The organism is Collinsella sp. MSK.8.10, assembly GCF_019041915.1.
Taxonomy (GTDB): Bacteria; Actinomycetota; Coriobacteriia; order Coriobacteriales; family Coriobacteriaceae; genus Collinsella.
Genome location: NZ_JAHPYF010000001.1, coordinates 93,633 through 113,243, shown reverse-complemented (window position 1 = coordinate 113,243; position 19,611 = coordinate 93,633). Strand labels below are relative to the sequence as shown.

Below are 19,611 nucleotides of genomic sequence, written 5' to 3'. Positions count from 1 at the left end.
TTGTCACATTGATTTCTATTTCACGCATTGAGCGGCGAGATAGTCGCGGAAGAATGGCAATTCAAAAGCGACGAGCCCTCGTCCTCGCTCCCCGATGATGCCGGCGTCTATCATGCGGCGTCGGTAGCGGGAGACCTGCTGCGGCGAACGCTTAAGGCGCTCGACAAGGTCTGCGGTGGTGGACTCTTCCTCGTCATCGAGCATGGCGATGAGGAATCGCTTGTCCTCTGCCGTGAGTTCCCGATAGGTTGCCGCGAGGATTCGGTCGTCCATCTCGTCGCGCGCGATTTTGATTCCCAGGCCAAAGTCGCGTGACGAGATTTCCTTCGAATCGCTTGTGAGGTCCCAAGCACGGTAGCCTACGAGTTGCAATAGGAAGGGAAAACCAGAGATCGAGCGAACGGCTCGATCGATTCCCTCAGCATCTGCCAGGCGATCGTTTTCCTGGATTGTGCGAATCAAGGCCTCGCGCACGTCATAGTCGGCAATGCGACCCAGATGATATTGTTGGGCGCGGCGAAGGAACGAGACCGTCTTGTGGTTCAGCAACGTCGAGACGTTGTTGGGAAGTCCCGCCATGAGCAGGGCGACGCGTTTCCCATCGGTCACAAAGTGCTGATACGTCGCTGCAAGCTGAATCATCTCGTCGAGTGTCGGGTCCACCTCGTCAACCGTGACGAGCAGACCGGTGCCCGCCTCGTTGAGCTGGTCGATGATGTCGCTCATGCGATAACGCCAGGTTGAGGCATCGTGAACGCGATTGACCTCGATGCTGCCGAGCGGTGCAATTCCGAGGCCGGTGACTTCGAAGTGGGTGGACGAGTCGAAGAGATGGGCTGCGGCACGTTTCGTCCCGAGCTCGATTTCCTCAAGCATTCCCGGGAGCGCGGTCGTCTTTACGGCTATCCAGCCGTGGGTTTCCGCCCTTGTCGCGAGCGACGACATGAGAGCGGTTTTACCGGTTCCACGCGCGCCTGAGAAAATCGAGGTCAATTCTGGGCGCCTGCGCTGGCTCAAGAAGGCACGGTCCAAATCCCGAATAATCTGTTGTCTGCCAGCGAGATGGGCAGGAACCTCGCCAAAGCTAGGGGTAAACGGGTTTTCGAGGTATTCCACAATGCCCTCCTTTAGCGTCTCGGGTTAATTTCATTTTATTCTAATTAATCTCAATTAAAAACGATTAATTTCATTTCAAAGCATAAGGTTGGCGTCGTGCGTTATCGAAGCGGTGCTTGAATAGCTTACGTTGGAGCCCGAAAATGGGTTCAACCCATTCGCGAAATTTGCACGCCCTATTGTGAGTGGGCTCTCAGATGAGCTGAAGCTGCCATCGTGCGGCTGATAGGGGCAATCATGAAAAACAGAATCTATGGGTATGCTCGAGTTTCGTCAGCAGATCAGAACCTGGATCGCCAACTGGATGCGCTGGAGCGGTTTCCGGTCCAAACGAATTTGATCTATGCTGACAAAGCGAGTGGAAAGGACTTCAGGCGTCCTCAGTACCGGCGTCTTCTTCGTCGTCTGCGCGAAGGGGACGTTTTGGTGATTAAGAGTATCGATCGATTGGGTCGCGACTACCGTGAAGTTCTCGATGAATGGCGTCGCCTAACGACGGACAAACGCGTTGCCATCGTGGTGCTCGATATGCCATTGCTTGATACACGCGAACAACCCAATGGAATTACGGGGACTTTTATTGCCGATCTGGTGCTTCAGGTTTTGAGCTACGTGGCTCAGGTGGAGCGCGAAAACATAAAGCAGCGCCAGGCGGAGGGTATCGCGTCGGCGCGTCTGCGGGGTGTGAGATTTGGGAGACCGACGCTCGAACGTCCGGATAGCTACCGCGATGTCATCAAATCATTCGAAGGAGGTGAAGTTACGAGGCGAGAGGCCGCAATGCTCCTGAACGTCAGCGCATCGACGTTCGATCGTTGGAGACGGGCGGATACGAACTGATATGACCGTTCGCCGTCTGTCCGTCCTCTTTAACTAGACATTTTGACGAGGGGAGTTTATTGCACGGAGTCCACTCCTTCCCTCGATGTTTATCCAGTTCACGCCCCGGAACCAAATAGTGCCACCGCGTTGCCAATTCGTCTGCTTTTTGACGAGGGGGCTAGATATCGTGTTTTGTATTTAAAGGAGGACAAGATGAAAAGGCATTATGGGATGGCTGCGGCGATCTCGCTATTTGCGACGGTGCTCTGTGGGGCACTTCTGCTGAGCGGCTGTTCACAGGTTGAGAAGAAAAACGATGGGCCTGATTATGCCGATGAACGTGCAATGGCCGTGATTGCTCAAGGCTATCAAAAGCGGTCGGATTACCTTGAATCACTGGGAGAGGATGCTGATCTGGGCTCTAATAAAGTTCGAAAAGAGGCAATTAAAACCGAGATCGATAACGACAAAGAACTCAAAAAGGCGTCATTTAAAGACACTAAGATGCAAGAAGACGTCATTGCCTATCTCAATCTGCTTGATAATCAGCTTGATGTTGTCAAGAAGTATGCGGAATCGGATCCCAAGTATTACGACGAATGGGAAAAGGCCTATGACGCACGATCTGCACAGCTTAAGAAACTGGTTGATCGGTATGACTTGACGGTCGATGATGAGTATCAAGATGCGTTTGACGAGCTGATCAAGAACGGTAGGACCGTGGAGGAGAAGACGCATAATGATGAGGTTATCAACGGCCTGCTCTCATCGGCGACCTTTGAGAAAAGTGACGACGGCTACGGCCTCTATACGTACACCGCAATCGTCGAAAACACCTCTGACATATCGTTCGAAAACGTTTTTCTAAATGTTGCTCTTTACGATGCCGATGGTGTAAGGGCGGAAGAATGCTACGCAGATACATCCGCCTGGGCGCCTGGCGAGAAGGTGAAGTTTGAGGTAATGAGTGAGGTAGACGCTTCGAGGGTCGCGCCGACAGTATCGAATTACAGCATCAAGGAATAATTCGCGGGAATTGGAAAGAATGCGCGACCGTTTTCTCCGAACGGTCGCGTTTTGCATTAAGCCGTTGACAGAATGATTCGTGCCGTCATGTACACGATGAAAGATGATGGAGAAGTCGGGCCCATAAAAGAAAGGCGAAGCAGGATGACAAGAACAAATTTGTTTACAACAATAACGCAAAAGCTAATCTTTGGCGGTTTGCTGGCTGTTACGGCCGTGGCGACTGCTGGGTGTATCTGGTTGTATTTGACACGTAATCCTACAACGATCACCGATGATTCGATTCGCGAGGAGATCGCGCCGGTCGTAAAGCTTGTGACGTACGAATATAACTTTACGCAGCTGCTCTCAATCGATGAAGCGGGGAATCCGCTTGGGTGGGAAAACCCCTTTACGTCTAAGCGATATGTCGCAACGATTGACGGCAAGGCTGATATCGGGATCGATGCCGATAAAATGAAGATTGAAATCAAGCGGGTTGATATGAACGACGAGAACTCAGAGGTCAAGAGCGTAAAGGTTACATTGCCTCACTCGGAAATTACCTCTTTCTCAACAGACCCCAATACACTGAAGAAATATGTTGAGGACAATGGTTTTCTGAACTGGAATCAAGTAAGTACGGACGATCTGAACGGTTTGTTGAAACAGGCGAAGAAAGAGCAGACCAAGAAGGTCGAAGAGAGCGATATGCTCAAAGAATCTGATGATAGAGCCGGCGGATTGATCGAAAAACAGGTCAAAGCCCTATGCGGCGACGATGTCGATATTAACGTTACGTTTAAGTAAGGGTGAATGGTGTGTCCGATAAACGACAACAGTTTGGTGAGGCGGAGCCCGAAAAGCAGCGGAAGCCCGGTGTCGGTTCTTCTTCGCTGGAGAACATAATGTTTGGAGCATTAAATGGCGCGCAAAACGCCATTATGGGTGTGGTCAAGGAGACCCAAAAGAAATCGAGTGAATTGGCGGACGCCGCTAGCCCGTTGGCGGATAATGCGCTTAAAGGTATTACTGACTTTGCAAATGGGATTGCTTCTGCAACTGCAGCCGCGGCGAATGAACGCTACAGCGCAAAGCGACAAGAGCAACTCGGCCTGCCATCGACGCTCGTTGACGATAACGGTGATTGGGTGTTGCCCGATCCGTTGCTGACCAATCAAGAGCTTGCCGAGCTTGAGGTATTGACCGAGCAATACGAAAAGATGGTAGCGCCTTCAAAGCTCAAGCAGCTGACCGATATGGCTGGGCTAAAGATACCGGAGAATCTTCGCACTGCCGTTGGAGATGCGGTCGATGAGCTTACAAGTGAGATTCAGCAACAAGAGCTATATGCACAGGTTATGAAGCAGGTCGTCGATGGTTTCAAAGCTATCGAGGAGCAAGCTGCCAAGTACAGCGTTACTGAGGCGCAGATTGTTGAGGCCGCAAATACTACGCTTGAAGGCGTTACTATCCGTTCGATTGACGAGTTATTCATGCTTCGCAGTTTTGACGTCGCGAGGATTGCGGCAGGTGAGAACGGTAGACACTTGCTGCTTGCGGCGACCGAGGGTGCGGTGACGGGTGCTCCTGGGTTTGCCGGTTTGCCCTTCAATATCGTATTCAGCATGTTTCTCTATTATCGCGCGGTGCAGTCGGTTGCCATGATGTACGGATTTAACGTTAAAGAGGATCCGGCTGAAATGGTCATTGCGGGCGATGTGTTTTCAAACGCGATGGCTCCGTCGGCAGGCTCTGCTGATGGCATGGCTGTCACAATCGGTAAAGTGATGCTTGTAGCCGAGATGGAGGGTGTGAAGCAGACGGTCAAGAAAGGCTGGACGGCAATGGCGGCACGGGGTGGCGCGGCTATGCTTGTCACGCAGATTCGCGCCCTTGCTAATGCCGCTGCACGTAAGGCACTCGAGAATGCTGGCAAGAAGTCGCTCGAGAATAGTGTTTTCAAAAACGTACTCGAACAAATTGGCAGGAATATCACTCAAAAATCCCTCGGCAAGGCCATTCCCGTGTTTGGCGGCGTTGTCGGCGCCTTGTTTGATGTCTCGCAGATGAATCGTGTTTTGCAATATGCCAACATCTTCTACCATAAGCGGTTCATCATTGAAAAACAGGAGCGTATTGCAATACTTGTCGGTATGGAGACTGTCTCTGTGGGCGGTGAGGTTGAGATTTGCTCCGCAGAAGGATGGTCGGCCGCATTCTTTGGTGACTGAGAGCCTAGGCGGCGTTTGGTGTAAATCGGTGTAGGTCGGGGCGCGGATGTCATTGAACGTTGCGACCACACTCGGGGTTGGGCGAGTGCCTTCGCGATCGCGTGCTGTGGCACGAATGTGGCCTTGTTGCCAAGGGCGCCACGGTTATCGTGATCGAACACGATCTCGACCTTATCCGCAATGCCGATTACGTGATCGACATGGGCCCGGGCGGTGGCGACGCGGGCGGGCAAATCGTCTGCGCCGGTACGCCGGGCGACATCGCAGCCTGCTCCGCAAGCATTACCGGTCGCTACCTATAACCGAATGTGACAAAGGGACAGTTCCTTTGTCACATTCCCGGAAAGCCTGTTTGGCGCAGGGCTTCGTAGAGGACGATGGCGGCGCTGTTGGAGAGGTTGAGGGCGCTGATGCGGTAGTCGTCCGGGTTGATGAAGTTGCCGCAGATGTCCTGTTGAAGGATGGCCTCGTGGCTGTCCTCGGTATGTCCGAGCGATTCCTCGTGGGCTTCCCAAGCCTCGGCGTTATCGAGCGAGTCGCAATCGCGCAGCATAGGGATGCGCTCGCAGCGCTCGGGCGCCGCGGCGAGCAGTGGCTCGGGAATGCCCGAGCTCTCGCTGCCAAAGACCAAGTAGTCGCCGTCGTGGTAGGTACTCTGCGCATAGGTGCGGCGTGCCTTTTTGGTCAGCAGATGTAGGCGCTCGTCGGCAGGGGAGAGACCGTTGCGTGCAAGGAAATCCTCCCAGCCGGCATAGGTCGTCACGTCCAAGTTTTGCCAGTAGCCCAGGCCGGCGCGACGTACCGTTTTGTCGTCGAGCGAGAAGCCCAGCGGCTCCACCAGATGCAGGCGGGCGCCGGTGACCACGCAGGTACGGCCGATATTGCCCGTATTGGCCGGAATCTCGGGCGCATACAGCACAATGTTGAACATGAATCTCCTTGGCTCAGAACGAAAAACCACCACGAAGAGCACCTTCGTGGTGGTTTGGCGGTTACATAGGCGGAAAAATGCCCGCTTGGATAAACCTAGGCGCGGTGCCAGTCGGTCAGGCAGGCATCGAGGGAGGCGATGAGCGCATCCTTGTCCATGTGACGGCCGATGATGCATAGGCTCGTCATGCGGTCGCCCGTCTCGTCGTCCCAAATCTGCATGATTTCGGGGTTCTCGTCGATGATCTTCTGCTTCTCGCCCTCGGGCGCCGAATCGACAAACAGGCCGTTCTCCATCAGGCGCATCTGGTGGCCGGCCTGCTCAAACATGTAGCACATGTCCGGATCGCCGGTCTGCCACAGCGGACCCTTGACGCGGATGACCTCGTCGGGCCACTCCTGCTCAACAAAATTGGTGAACTTCTGCAGGTCAAACGGCTTGCGGCGCGAGTACACAAAGGTCTCGATGTCGTACTCGAGCACCTCGGGGTCGTCGTGCTCCTCGGGATGCTCCATGGCCTCGATCCAGGCGGCGGAGTTGTAGGCGCGCATAAAGTCGAAGCGGTCGGTGTCGAGCAGCTCCTCCATGGGGACCTCGCCGTTTTGGGCCTCGACAATCACGGCGTCCTTCTGCAGGCTGCGCACGATGGCCTTGAGCTCGGCGATCTGCTCAGGGCTCACGGTATCGGTCTTGTTGAGGATCAGCGTGGAGCAGAACTCGATTTGCTGGATGAGCAGGCTTTCGATGTCGTCCTCGTCGATATCCTCGGCCAGCAGGTCGCGACCGCCGTTGAACTCGTCGTACATGCGGGCGCAGTCGACCACGGCCACGATGTTGTCGAGCGCGAGCTTGGGCTCGCCGCCTGCCTTGGCCTCGTCGCAGAAGCTCGAGATGGTGTAGGCGATGGGGATAGGCTCGCAAATGCCCGATGCCTCGATGATGATGTAGTCGAAGTTGCCCGAATCGGCGATGCCCTGCAGCTGGTTGGCCAGGTCATCCGAAAGCGTGCAGCAGATGCAGCCGTTGGTGAGCGGGATGAGGTCATCGGTCTCGGAAAGGCCGCCGTCGGCGATAAGGCTGGCGTCGACGTTGATCTCGCCGATATCGTTGACGATCACGGCGGCGCGGATGCCGCCGTCGTTAGCGAGGATGTGGTTGAGCAGCGTGGTCTTGCCGGCACCGAGGTATCCGGTAAGCATGATGATCTTCACGGGTTTGTTGGGCATGTGCCCTCCTTTGTTAGACATGGCTTACAGTTGAATCTTATGCCAAACGCCTGCTCTTATACCCACGCGCCGGCAAATAACACAAGCTACTCCCAGGCTCCCCATACATCGGGGCAATAACCGACGGTGGCCTTTTTGCCGTTGCGCACGATGGGCTCAGCTAGAACCTGCTGGTTCTCGAGCAGCTTGTCGAAGCGCTGACTAGGGGTGAGGTGCTGGATGAGCGCGAGCGTCTCCTCGTCCCTGGCCTTGGGGTTGAGCAGCTTGTCGATGCCGCCGACCGCCTGCATCACGCTCGTGAGCTCGCCCTTGCTCATCTCCTTTTCCTTAAGGTCGATAAACTGCACCTTAATGCGGCGCTCCTTAAAATAGCGCTGCGCCTTCTTGGTATCGAAGGATTTTTTGGTGCCGAAGATTTGAATCATTTTGTTCCGCCGTTCTAACGAATGAAGTTGGTGCGTTCGCGATCGGCCTCGGGTGCGTCGATGCCGGCGGCCTGTCCTGCCTCGATACAATGCAGGAGCCAGGCCATGTTCTTGCCGATGTTGCGCATGGTGGCCAGGCCCTCAGCGTCCTGGGTAGCTTCACCCGGCATGGCGCCAAACACGTTGTTCCAGTACGTGGAGGCGACCACGGGCATCTGGTTGATGGTGAAGTACTTGTTGAGCACGTCGAAAGTCGTCGACGTACCGCCGCGACGGGCGACGGCGATGGCAGCGCCCGGCTTGTGTGCAAAGGCTTTGCCTCCGGCATAGAAGGCGCGATCGAGGGCCGAAAGGATGCGTCCGCTGGGGTGCGCATAGTAGACGGGTGAGCCAAAGACAAAGCCATCTGCCTGCTCGGCGGCAGCGATGAGCTCGTTCACCACGTCGTCGTCAAAGGTACAGCGATCGCCAAGCTTGCCGCACTGGCCGCAACCGATGCAATCGCGAATGGGCTTGGCGCCCAGCTGAAACACCTCGGTATCAATGCCTTCTGCATTAAGTTGCTCGGCGACCTCGGCGAGTGCGCGGGCGGTGTTGCCGTTTGCCTTGGGGCTGCCATTGACTAAAAGAACCTTCATCACAAACTCCCTCTGCTTTTGGTGACTCCTGCAGAGGATTATCGCACGATGAGGGGGGGGCGGTGCGGGTGCGGTGCTAGTCCAGTTTGGTACCTGGCACCTGCACGGCTTTCCCGAGCAACGCTTTGAGCTCGTTCAAAATGGAAACGGGCTGACGGTCGACGCCGTCCAGATGGAGCGTGGCCACGCGAATGGGTGGCTGATATTCAAGCGAGCCGATGAGCACGGGAGAACCCAGGAACCGTTCGATTTCGTCTGCGATCGCGTCGGTCTCTTCGGGATCAAAGTCGTCGAAAAGCGCCACGAATGTCGGCCCCGTTGAGCGGAACAGGCGGCCCTTGCCGCGTGAGCATTCCATAAGGCAGGCGGCGCTTTCGGCGAGCACGCGGTCGCCTGCATCGAATCCAAAGCGGGCATTGACCTCGGCGATATCGTCGACCTTAATGGCAATAAAGCCTGCCTCGCGCGCCACGCGACGCATTTCGCCAATGGCGTTGACCAGGGCATGGACATCGCCCAGGCCCGTTACCGAGTCGGTCGTATCAGCTAGGCTTCGGTTGACGATAATGCCCACATACATGCTGGGCTCGGTATCGGTGCCGTCCAAGCGGTAGCCCGTGCAGTCGCAAAGCACGTATTTTCCGGTGGCATCCATCACGCGGTACTGCATGTAGTGGAAGTGCCATGTGCCGTTTATCACCATATCGAGCTCGGCGCGTACGTTGTCGCGGTCCTCGGGATGAACGCGGGCAAGCCACATATCGACCGAGTTAAAAGGGTGCTGGGAAGGCAGGTCAAAATCGCGCACGGCGTTGACCGACCATTGCGATTCGCCCGTATCGAGATTGAGGATAAACGGATAGCGCGTCTCGGAGCTCATAGAGATTGCTTGGAACACCCGGTCGTTGCAGGGGAGCTGATCGACGATTGGGCGTTGCGGCGCGTCATTGTCTTTCGGTTGCTGCACGCGATGCATAAGCTTATAGCGATACATCTTGCGATCGGCATCCATCGTCATCTGGCGACGCGTGTCGCCGGCAAGTGGATCGACGCGCGAGCAGCCAAAGCTAAAGCTGGCGATCATGGGCGCCTTGCCACCTGAGCTCGCCTCGATCAGCCCGGCACGTACCTGCTCCAAGTGCTGCTCGAGTTCAGTCTCGTTTGCGGAGAGCGAGATAAGCACAAACTCGTCTCCACCGATACGGAACAGCATCTCATCGTGCTCCATGGTTTCGGAGAGCGTGCGGCAGATGCTCAGAATATAGCGATTGCCTTCGGCATGGCCAAACCTATCATTGCAATGCTTGAGATGGTCGATGTCAATATAGGCGCAGGTGAAGGGGTCGCCTTTGCGCCAGAGCTGCTCGACGTGACGGTCGAGTCCGCTGCGGTTACCCAAGTTGGTGAGCGGGTCGATATAGGCGTTGCGCTCAAGCAGCTGGCGCTCTTGTTGCAGGATGGCATGCGTCTTTTGCAGTTGCTCACCAACGGCGCGTAGCTCAGCAGGCAGCGCGGCAACATCGAGTTCGGCGGTCGAGATGCCATTCGCAAGTCGCTGAAGATAGGCAATAATCGATTGCTCGCCCAGGCGGTACGACTCGTTCATGATGGATAACCTCCTTGGGCAGAACAACGGTTTGTATCATATCCCCAATTCGGCTTGGATTGGGGATATAAGTTAGCTAATGGAGACAAATGCTCCCTTCGGCGGTGGCGTTTTGCGCGTGAGCGTATCAGTTGTCATTGTCACCATCGAGCAATGCCTCAAAATCCTTCGCCGGCATGGGGCGGTAGTAGAGGAAGCCCTGAGCGTAGCGGGCGCCCATTTGTCGTAGCATGTTCGCCTGCTCATTTGTCTCGACGCCTTCGACCACGACGGGCAGATGAAGCGACTGCGCCATTTCGAGCATCGATGAAATGATTTGCGTGCTGCGGCCTTGATCACGGTCGGTGGGTACAAAGGTGCGGTCGAGCTTGATGACGTCGACGTTGACGTTCTTGAGCATCGCGAGCGTGGACTGGCCGGTGCCAAAATCGTCCATATAGGTCGAGAAGCCGCGGGTGTGCAGATCTGCGGTCAGCTTATCCACGGCCTCGGATTCTCCCGTATAAGCCGTCTCGGTGATCTCGATACGCATGAGCTCGGGCGGTAGGTTGTATTGGGCGGCGAGCGCCCCCATATGTTCGGCAACGTCGCAGGCAAGGATATCCACGCGCGACACATTAAGCGAGACCGGAACCACGCGAAGACCGCGATCGAGACGCTCGCGAAGCCATATGGCGACACCCTGCCAAATGTACTTGTCGAGCGTCACTACAAAGCCGCTTTCCTCGAGTGCGGGGATAAACGTTGCGGGCGAAATGAGAGAGCCGTCCTTGTCAATCCAGCGTGTAAGTGCCTCGGCGCCAATGATCTTGCCGGTTTCCATATCGACCTGGGGCTGAAGGTAGTACGTGATGCGGCCGTTTGAGAGCGCGTACTGGAACTCGGTCAGCGTACGGTGGAACGCGACTTCGCGCTCGTACTCCGCGGGGCAGAAAATGGCGATGCGCTCCTTAAAGTCGTTTTTTGCGCGCCGATTGGTAAACATGGCCTTTGCCTGCGCATCGATGGTGATTTCCTCACTGGAGTCGATGGGGTAAACGCCCATGGACGGCCAAAAACCTACGCCGTCGTCATGCCTGGCTACTGCCTCGCGAACGCGGTTGTAGATTTGATGGACGGTGGTGTGCTTAAAGGGGATGAGTACGCAAAAGTCATCTTGGCCCCAGTACCCTGCGACGCCCATATCGGCATTCTCGATGTCCTTGAGGACCGTGCCCACATCGGCGAGTACGCGGTCGCCCTCGGCCTGGCCGTGCCATTCATTAAACAGGCGCATATGGCCCATGTCGACCGTGGCGATGCACCAGGTGCCGTCGCGCCTTGCCTCGAGAAATGCGTTGGCGCGCCGCATAAATTCACTGGGTCGATAGAGGCCCGTGAGCGAGTCGATACGTTCGGCTATGGCGCTTTTGCGCTCCGCCTCGGGTATGGGGAGGCTGTCGTTGGGAACAAGCCCGCCGGCCGTGCGAAGGCGACGGTCGAGTTCGCCTAAAACGGCGGTCGCTTGATGGGTTAAGTGCTCGTAAAAGGTCGGGACGACAAGGCAGACGGGAGTAATGGTGTCGCCTGCGATTCGAACAGGAGCGAAAACAGCCTCTTTAAGGTGGTGGGTCAGTTGCTCGAATGCCTCGTGGTCCAGGTCGTTGCTGAGCACGACGAACTGGACGCTACGTGAACGGTAGACCCTGCTCCTGCCGCGGGTGATCGACAGCATGCGGCCTGCGTATTCGGCGAGCATGTTGTCGACAGCCTCGGCTCCGTAGAGCTCGTTGAGCTTTGTCGTGCCACGAACGCGCACCGCTATAAGGCCCGTCTCGCAACGGTCGCAACGACAGGCGTCGATGGCATTGACCAACATGCGCTGGGTGCCGAGGCCTGTCGCGGCGTCGACGGTTTCGGCAAGTGAGTGGTTGACGAGCTCGCCGACATAGAGCGAGGGGACATTTTCGTCGCCGTCGATGCGAAACCCGCGAGCACGGCAGAGGACGTAGTCGCCGACGGCATTGCGCACACGATACTGCATGACGCGACGGTGCTTGGTGCCGTTATAGACCTGGTCGATGTCGTTGATGTAGGCCTCAAGGTCATCGGGATGCACGCGCGTTTTCCAGTAATCGCGACAGTTGTCTATGTGCTCCGAGGGAAGGCCAAGATCGCGCAAGGCGCCTTGCGACCAAAGGGTGCGATGTTTGTCCAAGTTCTCGATAAAGAAATAGCGGCCCTCGTTGAGCATCGAAAAGGCGTCGAAAATGCGATCGCTTATTTCGAAGTCGTCGGTGTGGACTTGCGAGATATTGCGCCGATCAAGGTGTACGGCATGACGTAGCTTGTAGTCGTACATGCGATGGTCGGCATCGAGTGTCATGCGATTGGGGGCCTCGCCCAGGGCGGGGTCGGCATGTGACACTCCGTAGCTAAACGAGTGAGGCATCTCGGAATCGTTGTTTTTGAGCAGGACCGTTCGGCAGTGTTCCAGACGTTCGGCGAGGTCGTCCTCGGTCGCAACCGTAGACAGGATGGCAAACTCGTCGCCGCCTATGCGAAACGCCGCCTCGTCCACCTTCATATACAGCTTGAGATAGAGGCTTACCTGCAAGATATAGCGGTTGCCCTCGTCATGCCCAAAGATGTCGTTGCAGTGCTTAAGGTTATCGATGTCGATAAACGCCATGGTCACGGGCAGTTCCTGCTCCCAGATTTCCTCTAAGGAGCGAGCAAAGCCGCCGCGGTTGCCAAGTCCGGTAAGCTGGTCGGTAAAGGCGGTCCTAATCAGATCATCCTGACGCTCGAGAAGGTCGCGAACGGTCTTTTCGAGCGTTTCGGTGTAATTGCTGACAGTTTCCATGTTCTAAGCGACTTTCTGAGGTCGGGGCGGATTGCGTCGGGCGAGCTCGTTGTGTACACGCGTCGTTGCTCGGCGTTTTGCGTGTATCCAGGCCCCCGCCTTGCTGCGTTGTTGAGTTAATTTGCCGGCTAATGTTCGCTGTTGATAACAGCTGAGTAGTGTAAACAACGGTGCACAATTATATATGGGTGCACATGCTGTGGGCGGCTATTATTCGACAAGCGGCAGCGCGACGATGCGATGTTCGATAAAAATGCGACTGGGACGATATATGTTGACGGGTATACTTGTCCCGTTTTAAAACGCAGGAACGGAGATGGTCGCATGGCACAGTCAAATACGACGCGCACGGTGGGGCTGGCGCTCGAGGGAGGCGGCTACCGCGGTATGTATACAGCGGGCGTGCTCGATGTATGGATGGAGCACGGTTTGACCTGCGACCATATGGTGGGCGTCTCGGCGGGCGCGGCGTTTGGCTACAACTTTAAATCGCGCCAGATCGGCCGCGCCATTCGCTATAACAAGGCCTATTGCGCCGACAAGCGCTATGCGAGCGTGACCAGCTGGCTGCGAACCGGCGATATGTACAATGCCGACTTTGCCTATCACGAGGTGCCTATCGAGCGCGATCCCATCGACCTGGAAGCATATCGCGCCTGCCCCATGCGATTTACGTGCGTGTGTACCGATATCGAGACGGGCAAGGCCGTCTATCACGACCTGCCCTATGGCGATGAGCGCGATATCGAGTGGATCCGGGCGTCGTCGGCGATTCCCGTGGCGACGCGTCCCGTTGCTATTGACGGGCATAAGTATCTGGATGGTGGCGTGGCCGATTCTATTCCCAGTGCATGGCTGTTTGCGCAGGGGTATGACCGCAATATCGTGGTGCTCACGCAGCCGGCGGGCTTTGTGAAGCAGCCCAACAGCGTGATGCCCATGCTGCGGCGCGTGTTCCGTCACTACCCGGAATTTGTCGCAGCGCTTGAGCACCGGCATGAGGTCTACAATGCCACGCTCGATGACCTGGCACGTCGCGAGGCTGCCGGCGAGATCTTTGTGGTGCGTCCGAGCGAATCGGTGAAGGTGCCGTCGCTCTGCCGCGAGCCCGATGAACTCGAGCGCATCTATCAGATCGGTCGCCGCGATGCGGAGGCGACTTTGCCGGCGCTGGAGACATATCTGGCAGGGTAGAGGCTGCCGCCGCTACCTCGGCGGAAAGCGCATCCCGGAATGAGCGTTTGGAATGGGATGCGGTTTCCGCGAGAGGCCCGTGGCGGAAAGTTCATCCCGGAATATGTGTTCAGACTGGGATGCAGTTTCCCACTGCCCCTCTATACGGAAAGCGCATCCCGGAATGGAGGTCCAAACTGGGATGCGCTTTCCGCTATTGAAGATATGAGGCTGCGAATCAGCTGCTCGGCTTATGTCTATGCCTGCTGCCAGGTATCGACGAGTTCCTTGGCGGCGGCGTTAGGGTCGTCGGCGCTGCAGACGGCGCTCACCACAAAGAAGCCATCGACGCCGGTGGCCTTGAGCTGCGGCAGGTCGGCCGTCTTGACGCCGCCGCCCACCACGATGGGCACGGGGCTTGCCGCATGGAGTGCGGCCAGATCCTCAAAACTTTTGGTGATGATAGAGCCGTCGGCCGCGCGTCCGCAGTCGCGCTTGGTCTCGGTCTCGTGCAGTGGGCCTACGCCTAGGTAGTCGACCAGGCTCATGTCGGCGGTCTTGACGTACTCGAGCATCTCCTCGCAGCGGGCCGAAAGACCCACAATGGCATCGGGGCCCAAAAGTTTGCGGCAGACCTCGACGGGAATATCGCTCTGGCCCACGTGCACGCCGTCGACAGCGATGCCCTGCTCGCGCGCGGCGAGCACGCAGTCAAGGCGGTCGTCGATCAGTAGGGCGACCTGACCGGTCTTGCCGGCCTGCGCGATTGCCTGCGCGGCGTCGCCTGTCAGAGCAATGATCTCGCGGGCGCTTGCAACCTTGGAGCGCACCTGGATGCAGGTAAAGCCGGCGTCGAGCGCCTGCGCCACCACATCGCCCACGGGGCGCCCGAGTGTGTTTTCGGGGCCGAGTACCAGATAGGCCGAGATATCAAGGTTGTCGCGGATGCTCATCGTGCTTCCTCCTGCTTTTTGATCTGTGCTTCCATGCGCTCGAGTTTGCCGGTCATGGTGTCGGTAAATCCGGGTCGAATATCGGCTTTGAGTACGACTTCGGTTCGGATGCCCTTACTCGCCAACACAAAGGTCGCATCGCGTACGACCTGCATGACCTCGTCCCAGTCGCCCTCGATCTCGGTGAACATCGAGGTGGTGCGGTTGGGAAGGCCGCTCTCGCGAATGACGCGCACGACTTCGGCGACCTCGGCGGAGAGCTCGTCGCCCGTACCGCACGGGGCGATGGCCACGGCGACCAAGGTGTTCATGCCGGTATTGGCTGCGGCCTCGGACATGGGCTTATGCCTCCTCGAGCTCGAGTCGGTTGTCGGCAATGTCCTGGGCGGTCGCGCGGTAGAGCTCATCGATAAAGGCGACCTTAAAGCTTGCCGGGGCATCGGCGACAGCGGCGGCACGCGTGCCGGCAACGTTGTAGACCGCGGTGCCGCAGATGGCTGCCGTAAACGGGTCGCCGGCGCAGGCATACACGGCTAGCACGCCGCCCTGCGAGCAGCCGCAGCCGGTGATCTTGGACATGAGCGGGCTGCCGCCATGGGACTTGGCCACAGTCGTGCCGTCGGTGATCAGGTCAACCTCGCCCGAGACAACTACGGCGCCACCAGTGTAGCGAGCGAGCGCCACAGCGGCATCGCGGGCGGCATCAACGGTGTCGGTGGTGTCGACACCGCGGGCGCGGCTGAGGTCGGCTGCCTCACCCTCAAGGTTCCATAGGGCGGCAAGCGCGATGATCTCGGAGGCGTTGCCGCGCACGATGGCAGGCTTGTACTGCTTGAGCTCGTTTACCAGCTGGGTGCGCAGGCTACCGATGCCCAGGCCCACCGGGTCGAGCACCCAGGGCTTGCCGGCGTCATGCGCCGCCTTGGCTGCGCGGGGAATCGTCTGCTCGTAGATGGGGAAGAGCGTGCCCATATTGAGATAGATGGCGCCGCCGCCGGCAACGAGCGCCTCGCCCTCGTCGGGCAGGTAGACCATGGCGGCCGATCCACCCACGGCGAGCTGTGCGTTGGCGACAAAATCAATCGTCACCGTATTGGTGATGGAGCCGGCCATCGGATTGGTGGCGCGAATCTCCTCCGCGGCCTTGACTACGTTTTGCTTGAGCTGTTCCGAATTGATCACTGCACATGCCTCCTTGGCATAGAAGAGGGGCGCTGTGCATAGACAGCGCCCCTGTAAAGGCGGCATGCTCCCTACGCCAGCATTAACTGACAGGTTCAAAGGATTGGGCCCCATGCCCTCTCAGCCTTGTGGTTTGCACCGCCGGCACTCCCGCATCGAATCTGTTGCTCCCTATACTAGCGCACCTGCCAAAAAGGGACAGGTTTATTTTGGCAGGTGGCAACTGGGGTGCGGTATTTTCCCAGATAAAACCTGCCAAAATAAACCTGTCCCTTATTGGTAGGTCGTTACAATGGTTACGGTGAAAATGACGGGGGACCTTATGATTAAACTTGTGCTGACCGATATGGACGATACGCTGATTCCGGCCGGGCATGACGGCGCCAGCGACTACGCCATCGAGGGCATTCATGCCATGCAGGCGGCGGGTCTGCACTTTGGCCCGGTTTCGGGTCGCCAACCGTCCGCGATGGGCTGGATGTTCAAAAATTGTTCCGAGTGCTTTTCGACCGGTGCGTTCTGCAACGGCCAGGTCATGTTTGTGGACGGCGAGGTGGTGGCCTCGCATGCGACCGACAACGCCGCCCTGATGCGCTTGGCTGGCTACTTGGAGCAAGAGACCGACGATACGTATCTGAAAGTCTACAGCCTGGGCGATGACTTTTGGAATAACGATGCCTATTGTGTGACGAGTGATCCCGAGCGTGTGGGTCGCGCCATGGAGTCGGGTGGCAACGCATGGCTCAAAGGCGAGGAGGCCCCGTGCCGTCCTGTTGTCGATGATGCCCCGGTATACAAGGCGAATATCTGGAGTGCCCGTTCGCGTGAGGAGCTCGCTGAGCTACGCGAGCGCGTTGCCGCTGAGGTGCCGGAACTCTCGCTCGTGTTTCCCAACAATCGTGTGCGCCTATTCGACATTCTTCCAGCAGATTGGGACAAGGGTTGCGCTGCGCTGGAGCTGGCGCGCGCTTTGGGCCTGACGCTCGACGAGGTGGCCGTATTCGGCGATTCCGATAACGATCTGCCCATGATCGATGCCGTTCCCAACTCCGTCGCAGTCGCCAATGCCAACGAGGCCGTCACGGCTGCCGCGCGCTGGCATATCGGCGCTGCGGCAGATGATACGGTCGCCGGGGCTCTGCATCAGATTGCCGCCTGCGCCGCGACGGGGGAGATGCCGTCGTTTATGCGTCAGATGGACACAGCGGGTTTTGGCGTTACGAACGTCTAGGGAGAAAGTCATGAAGCTTCAACAACTCAGGTATGTTGTTAAGGTTGCCGAATGCGGCAGTATCACCGAGGCCTCGCGCCGGCTCTTTGTGTCGCAGCCTTCGATTACCGCGTCGATCCGCGATCTCGAAAACGAGATGGGCGTGCACATCTTCGAGCGCACCAACAAGGGCGTCATTGTGTCCGAGGAAGGCGAGACCTTCTTGGGCTACGCGCGCCAGGTGCTCGACCAGGCCGACCTGCTCGAGGGCAAGTACAAAGGCACGTCCGAGCAGGTGCCGCACTTTAGTGTGAGCTGTCAGCATTATTCCTTTGCCGTTAACGCGTTTGTCGACGTGATCCGCGAGTTCGATGCCGCGCGCTACGACTTTACCCTGCGCGAGGAGCAGACTCACGAGATTATCGAGGACGTCGCGCATATGAAAAGCGAACTGGGCATCCTGTACTTATCCGAGCATAACCGCGAGGTTATCGAGCGCATGCTCGCCGCCAACGAACTCGTATTCGAGGGGCTCTTCTGCGCTGCGCCTCATGTCTTTGTATGCGCCGACCATCCATTGGCGGACCACGCCAGCGTGACACTCGAAGATCTCGAGGACTACCCATTCCTGTCCTATGAGCAGGGCAGCTATAACTCGTTTTATTATTCTGAGGAGCTGACCTCGACGTTTGAGCGCCGCAAGAATATCCGTGTGCGTGACCGTGCGACGCTGTTCAACCTAGTTATGGGCCTTAACGGTTACACGGTGTGTTCGGGCGTGATCAGCCATGAACTTAACGGTCCCGGTATTATCTCAATTCCGCTCGATGTGGACGAGTACATGGAGATCGGTATTATCACACGCAAGAACACGACGCTCACGCGCTACGGCCAAGCCTATATCGACGCGATCCGTCAGCACATCTAGACTGCTGCGTCCTGCATGGGTCAAATCTCTTTATGGCAGTCCAGACTGATATAGGAAGCATCTATATCAAACTGTTATAAACGTATATTTTACGATGGCCATATGAACGCTCATACTGTGTCCCAGTAAAGCAACCAATGCAAAGGGAGATATCTATGAGCACTTCGATTCAACCGAACGCGCCGTTTCGCGCCGATATCGTCGGCAGCTTTCTTCGTCCGCAGACCGTAAAGGACGCCCGCGCTGCCTATGCAGCAGGCACGCTTGATGCCGAGGGGCTTAAGGCCGTCGAGGACGAGGCCATTCGCGATTTGGTGGCTAAGCAAAAGGCCGCCGGCCTGCAGGTGATCACCGATGGCGAGTTCCGCCGCAGCTATTGGCATCTCGACTTTATGTGGGGGCTTAACGGCGTCGAGCATCGTGCCTCTCGTACGGGCTATATGTTCCACGATGAGGAGACTACCGCCGACACCGCTGTTGTAACCGGTCCCATCAGCGGCGAGAACCATCCGTTCGTCGAGCACTTCAAGTTTGTCAAGGCGCTTGAGGGGGAGGGCCAGGTCGCGCGTCAGACCATTCCGGCGCCGATTCAGACGTTCTCCGAAGTCACGCTCGACCGCTGCGATGGTCAGCAGGAGAGTCTGCGCGCCGTCTACAAGACCGACGAAGAGCTCGCCGATGCCATCGCCGCGGCATATCGCACCGTGATTGCCGACCTGTATGCCGCAGGCTGCCGCAACATCCAATTTGATGACTGCACCTGGGGCATCTATTGCGATAGCGACTTTGTGTCCAAGACCGGCATGAGCCCGGTTGACCTGCAAAAGGTGAGCGAGCTGGGCGTGGCACTCAACAATGCCGCTATCGCGGGCAAGCCCGACGATCTGGTCATCAACACGCACGTGTGCCGCGGCAACTATCACTCCACGTATGCCTTCGAGGGTGGTTACGATCCCATTGCGCCGTACCTGTTTGCGCGCGAGGATGTCGACGCGTTCTATCTTGAGTTTGATACGCCGCGCGCCGGTGGCTTTGAGCCGCTCAAGTACGTCGCTCCCGGCAAGAAGGTCGTGCTGGGCCTGGTGACCACCAAGGCGCCAGAGCTCGAGGACGAGGATGCCATCGTCGAGCGCATCCACGAAGCGGCAAAGTACGTACCGCTCGAGAACCTGTACCTGTCGCCCCAGTGCGGCTTTGCCAGCTGCGAGATCGGCAACAAACTGACCGAGGATGAACAGTGGGCAAAGATCGCGCTGGTCAAGCGCATTGCCGAGCGCGTTTGGAAATAGCGCTAGTGTTTGCAGGTGGCGGCGCGTG

18 protein-coding genes, 1 pseudogene and 1 riboswitch are annotated in these 19,611 nt (G+C 57.4%); of the genes and pseudogenes, 9 read left to right on the top strand and 10 right to left on the bottom strand.

The window, feature by feature from the left end; genetic code table 11:
- Nucleotides 1-15: 15 nt before the first annotated feature.
- Nucleotides 16-1,116 (bottom strand): AAA family ATPase, encoded by a 1,101-nt coding sequence (locus KTF55_RS00480; protein WP_217107652.1) that lies wholly within the window; start codon nt 1,114-1,116, stop codon nt 16-18.
- A 237-nt stretch (nt 1,117-1,353) separates the two neighbouring features.
- Between KTF55_RS00480 and KTF55_RS00475 the strand changes: the two genes are divergently transcribed.
- The 5 genes and pseudogenes from KTF55_RS00475 to KTF55_RS00455 all read left to right on the top strand — a co-directional run.
- Nucleotides 1,354-1,956: a recombinase family protein gene (locus tag KTF55_RS00475; protein ID WP_117848231.1), complete on the top strand. Its 603-nt coding sequence runs from the start codon at nt 1,354-1,356 to the stop codon at nt 1,954-1,956.
- Nucleotides 1,957-2,151: 195 nt separating this feature from the next.
- Nucleotides 2,152-2,964 (top strand): FxLYD domain-containing protein, encoded by an 813-nt coding sequence (locus KTF55_RS00470; protein ID WP_217107653.1) that lies wholly within the window; start codon nt 2,152-2,154, stop codon nt 2,962-2,964.
- 87 nt (nt 2,965-3,051) lie between these two features.
- Nucleotides 3,052-3,753 (top strand): DUF4230 domain-containing protein, encoded by a 702-nt coding sequence (locus KTF55_RS00465; protein ID WP_217108516.1) that lies wholly within the window; start codon nt 3,052-3,054, stop codon nt 3,751-3,753.
- A gap of 11 nt (nt 3,754-3,764) precedes the next feature.
- On the top strand, nt 3,765-5,177 hold the full coding sequence (locus KTF55_RS00460; protein WP_217107655.1) for an EcsC family protein: 1,413 nt from the start codon (nt 3,765-3,767) through the stop codon (nt 5,175-5,177).
- A 122-nt stretch (nt 5,178-5,299) separates the two neighbouring features.
- A pseudogene (locus KTF55_RS00455) lies at nt 5,300-5,479 on the top strand (hypothetical protein); the annotation flags it as partial.
- Nucleotides 5,480-5,508: 29 nt separating this feature from the next.
- Here the strand turns inward: KTF55_RS00455 and KTF55_RS00450 are convergent.
- From KTF55_RS00450 to KTF55_RS00425, 6 genes are all read right to left on the bottom strand, one after another.
- Complete coding sequence (locus KTF55_RS00450; RefSeq protein ID WP_217107657.1) at nt 5,509-6,108, bottom strand: tRNA (cytidine(34)-2'-O)-methyltransferase; 600 nt, start codon at nt 6,106-6,108, stop codon at nt 5,509-5,511.
- A 95-nt stretch (nt 6,109-6,203) separates the two neighbouring features.
- Nucleotides 6,204-7,334 (bottom strand): GTP-binding protein, encoded by a 1,131-nt coding sequence (locus tag KTF55_RS00445; protein WP_217107658.1) that lies wholly within the window; start codon nt 7,332-7,334, stop codon nt 6,204-6,206.
- An 86-nt stretch (nt 7,335-7,420) separates the two neighbouring features.
- A complete protein-coding gene (locus KTF55_RS00440; RefSeq protein WP_217107659.1) occupies nt 7,421-7,759 on the bottom strand; it encodes an arsenate reductase family protein in 339 nt (112 codons plus the stop codon).
- A 14-nt stretch (nt 7,760-7,773) separates the two neighbouring features.
- A complete protein-coding gene (locus KTF55_RS00435) occupies nt 7,774-8,397 on the bottom strand; it encodes a flavodoxin family protein (protein ID WP_217107660.1) in 624 nt (207 codons plus the stop codon).
- A gap of 76 nt (nt 8,398-8,473) precedes the next feature.
- The gene (locus KTF55_RS00430) at nt 8,474-10,003 is read right to left on the bottom strand and encodes a diguanylate cyclase domain-containing protein (protein WP_217107661.1); all 1,530 of its coding nucleotides are present in this window, start codon (nt 10,001-10,003) and stop codon (nt 8,474-8,476) included.
- A 127-nt stretch (nt 10,004-10,130) separates the two neighbouring features.
- Nucleotides 10,131-12,848: an EAL domain-containing protein gene (locus KTF55_RS00425; RefSeq protein WP_217107662.1), complete on the bottom strand. Its 2,718-nt coding sequence runs from the start codon at nt 12,846-12,848 to the stop codon at nt 10,131-10,133.
- A 324-nt stretch (nt 12,849-13,172) separates the two neighbouring features.
- On the opposite strand from KTF55_RS00425, the gene KTF55_RS00420 reads away from it, so the two are divergent.
- Nucleotides 13,173-14,042, top strand: coding sequence for a patatin family protein (locus tag KTF55_RS00420; protein ID WP_217107663.1), 870 nt, complete (start codon nt 13,173-13,175; stop codon nt 14,040-14,042).
- Nucleotides 14,043-14,278: 236 nt separating this feature from the next.
- On the opposite strand, the gene KTF55_RS00415 is transcribed toward KTF55_RS00420, so the two are convergent.
- The 3 genes from KTF55_RS00415 to thiM are packed head-to-tail and all read right to left on the bottom strand — an operon-like array spanning nt 14,279 to nt 16,156.
- Nucleotides 14,279-14,974 (bottom strand): thiamine phosphate synthase, encoded by a 696-nt coding sequence (locus KTF55_RS00415; RefSeq protein WP_217107664.1) that lies wholly within the window; start codon nt 14,972-14,974, stop codon nt 14,279-14,281.
- Nucleotides 14,971-15,312 carry a thiamine-binding protein gene (locus tag KTF55_RS00410; protein WP_226790410.1) on the bottom strand — a complete coding sequence of 114 codons (342 nt, stop codon included), beginning with the start codon at nt 15,310-15,312 and terminating at the stop codon, nt 14,971-14,973. The genes KTF55_RS00415 and KTF55_RS00410 overlap by 4 nt, the downstream gene beginning before the upstream one ends.
- Before the next feature lie 4 nt (nt 15,313-15,316).
- Entirely contained in the window at nt 15,317-16,156 is an 840-nt protein-coding gene (gene thiM / locus KTF55_RS00405) for a hydroxyethylthiazole kinase (RefSeq protein WP_156063350.1), read from the bottom strand.
- Between the two features lie 51 nt (nt 16,157-16,207).
- Nucleotides 16,208-16,318: riboswitch (TPP riboswitch) on the bottom strand.
- A gap of 160 nt (nt 16,319-16,478) precedes the next feature.
- On the opposite strand from thiM, the gene KTF55_RS00400 reads away from it, so the two are divergent.
- The 3 genes from KTF55_RS00400 to KTF55_RS00390 all read left to right on the top strand — a co-directional run bounded on the left by KTF55_RS00400 (nt 16,479) and on the right by KTF55_RS00390 (nt 19,583).
- Nucleotides 16,479-17,387 carry an HAD-IIB family hydrolase gene (locus KTF55_RS00400; RefSeq protein ID WP_217107665.1) on the top strand — a complete coding sequence of 303 codons (909 nt, stop codon included), beginning with the start codon at nt 16,479-16,481 and terminating at the stop codon, nt 17,385-17,387.
- A 10-nt stretch (nt 17,388-17,397) separates the two neighbouring features.
- Nucleotides 17,398-18,294: a LysR family transcriptional regulator gene (locus KTF55_RS00395; protein ID WP_152079012.1), complete on the top strand. Its 897-nt coding sequence runs from the start codon at nt 17,398-17,400 to the stop codon at nt 18,292-18,294.
- A gap of 155 nt (nt 18,295-18,449) precedes the next feature.
- On the top strand, nt 18,450-19,583 hold the full coding sequence (locus KTF55_RS00390) for a 5-methyltetrahydropteroyltriglutamate--homocysteine S-methyltransferase (protein WP_226790408.1): 1,134 nt from the start codon (nt 18,450-18,452) through the stop codon (nt 19,581-19,583).
- Nucleotides 19,584-19,611 lie beyond the last annotated feature (28 nt).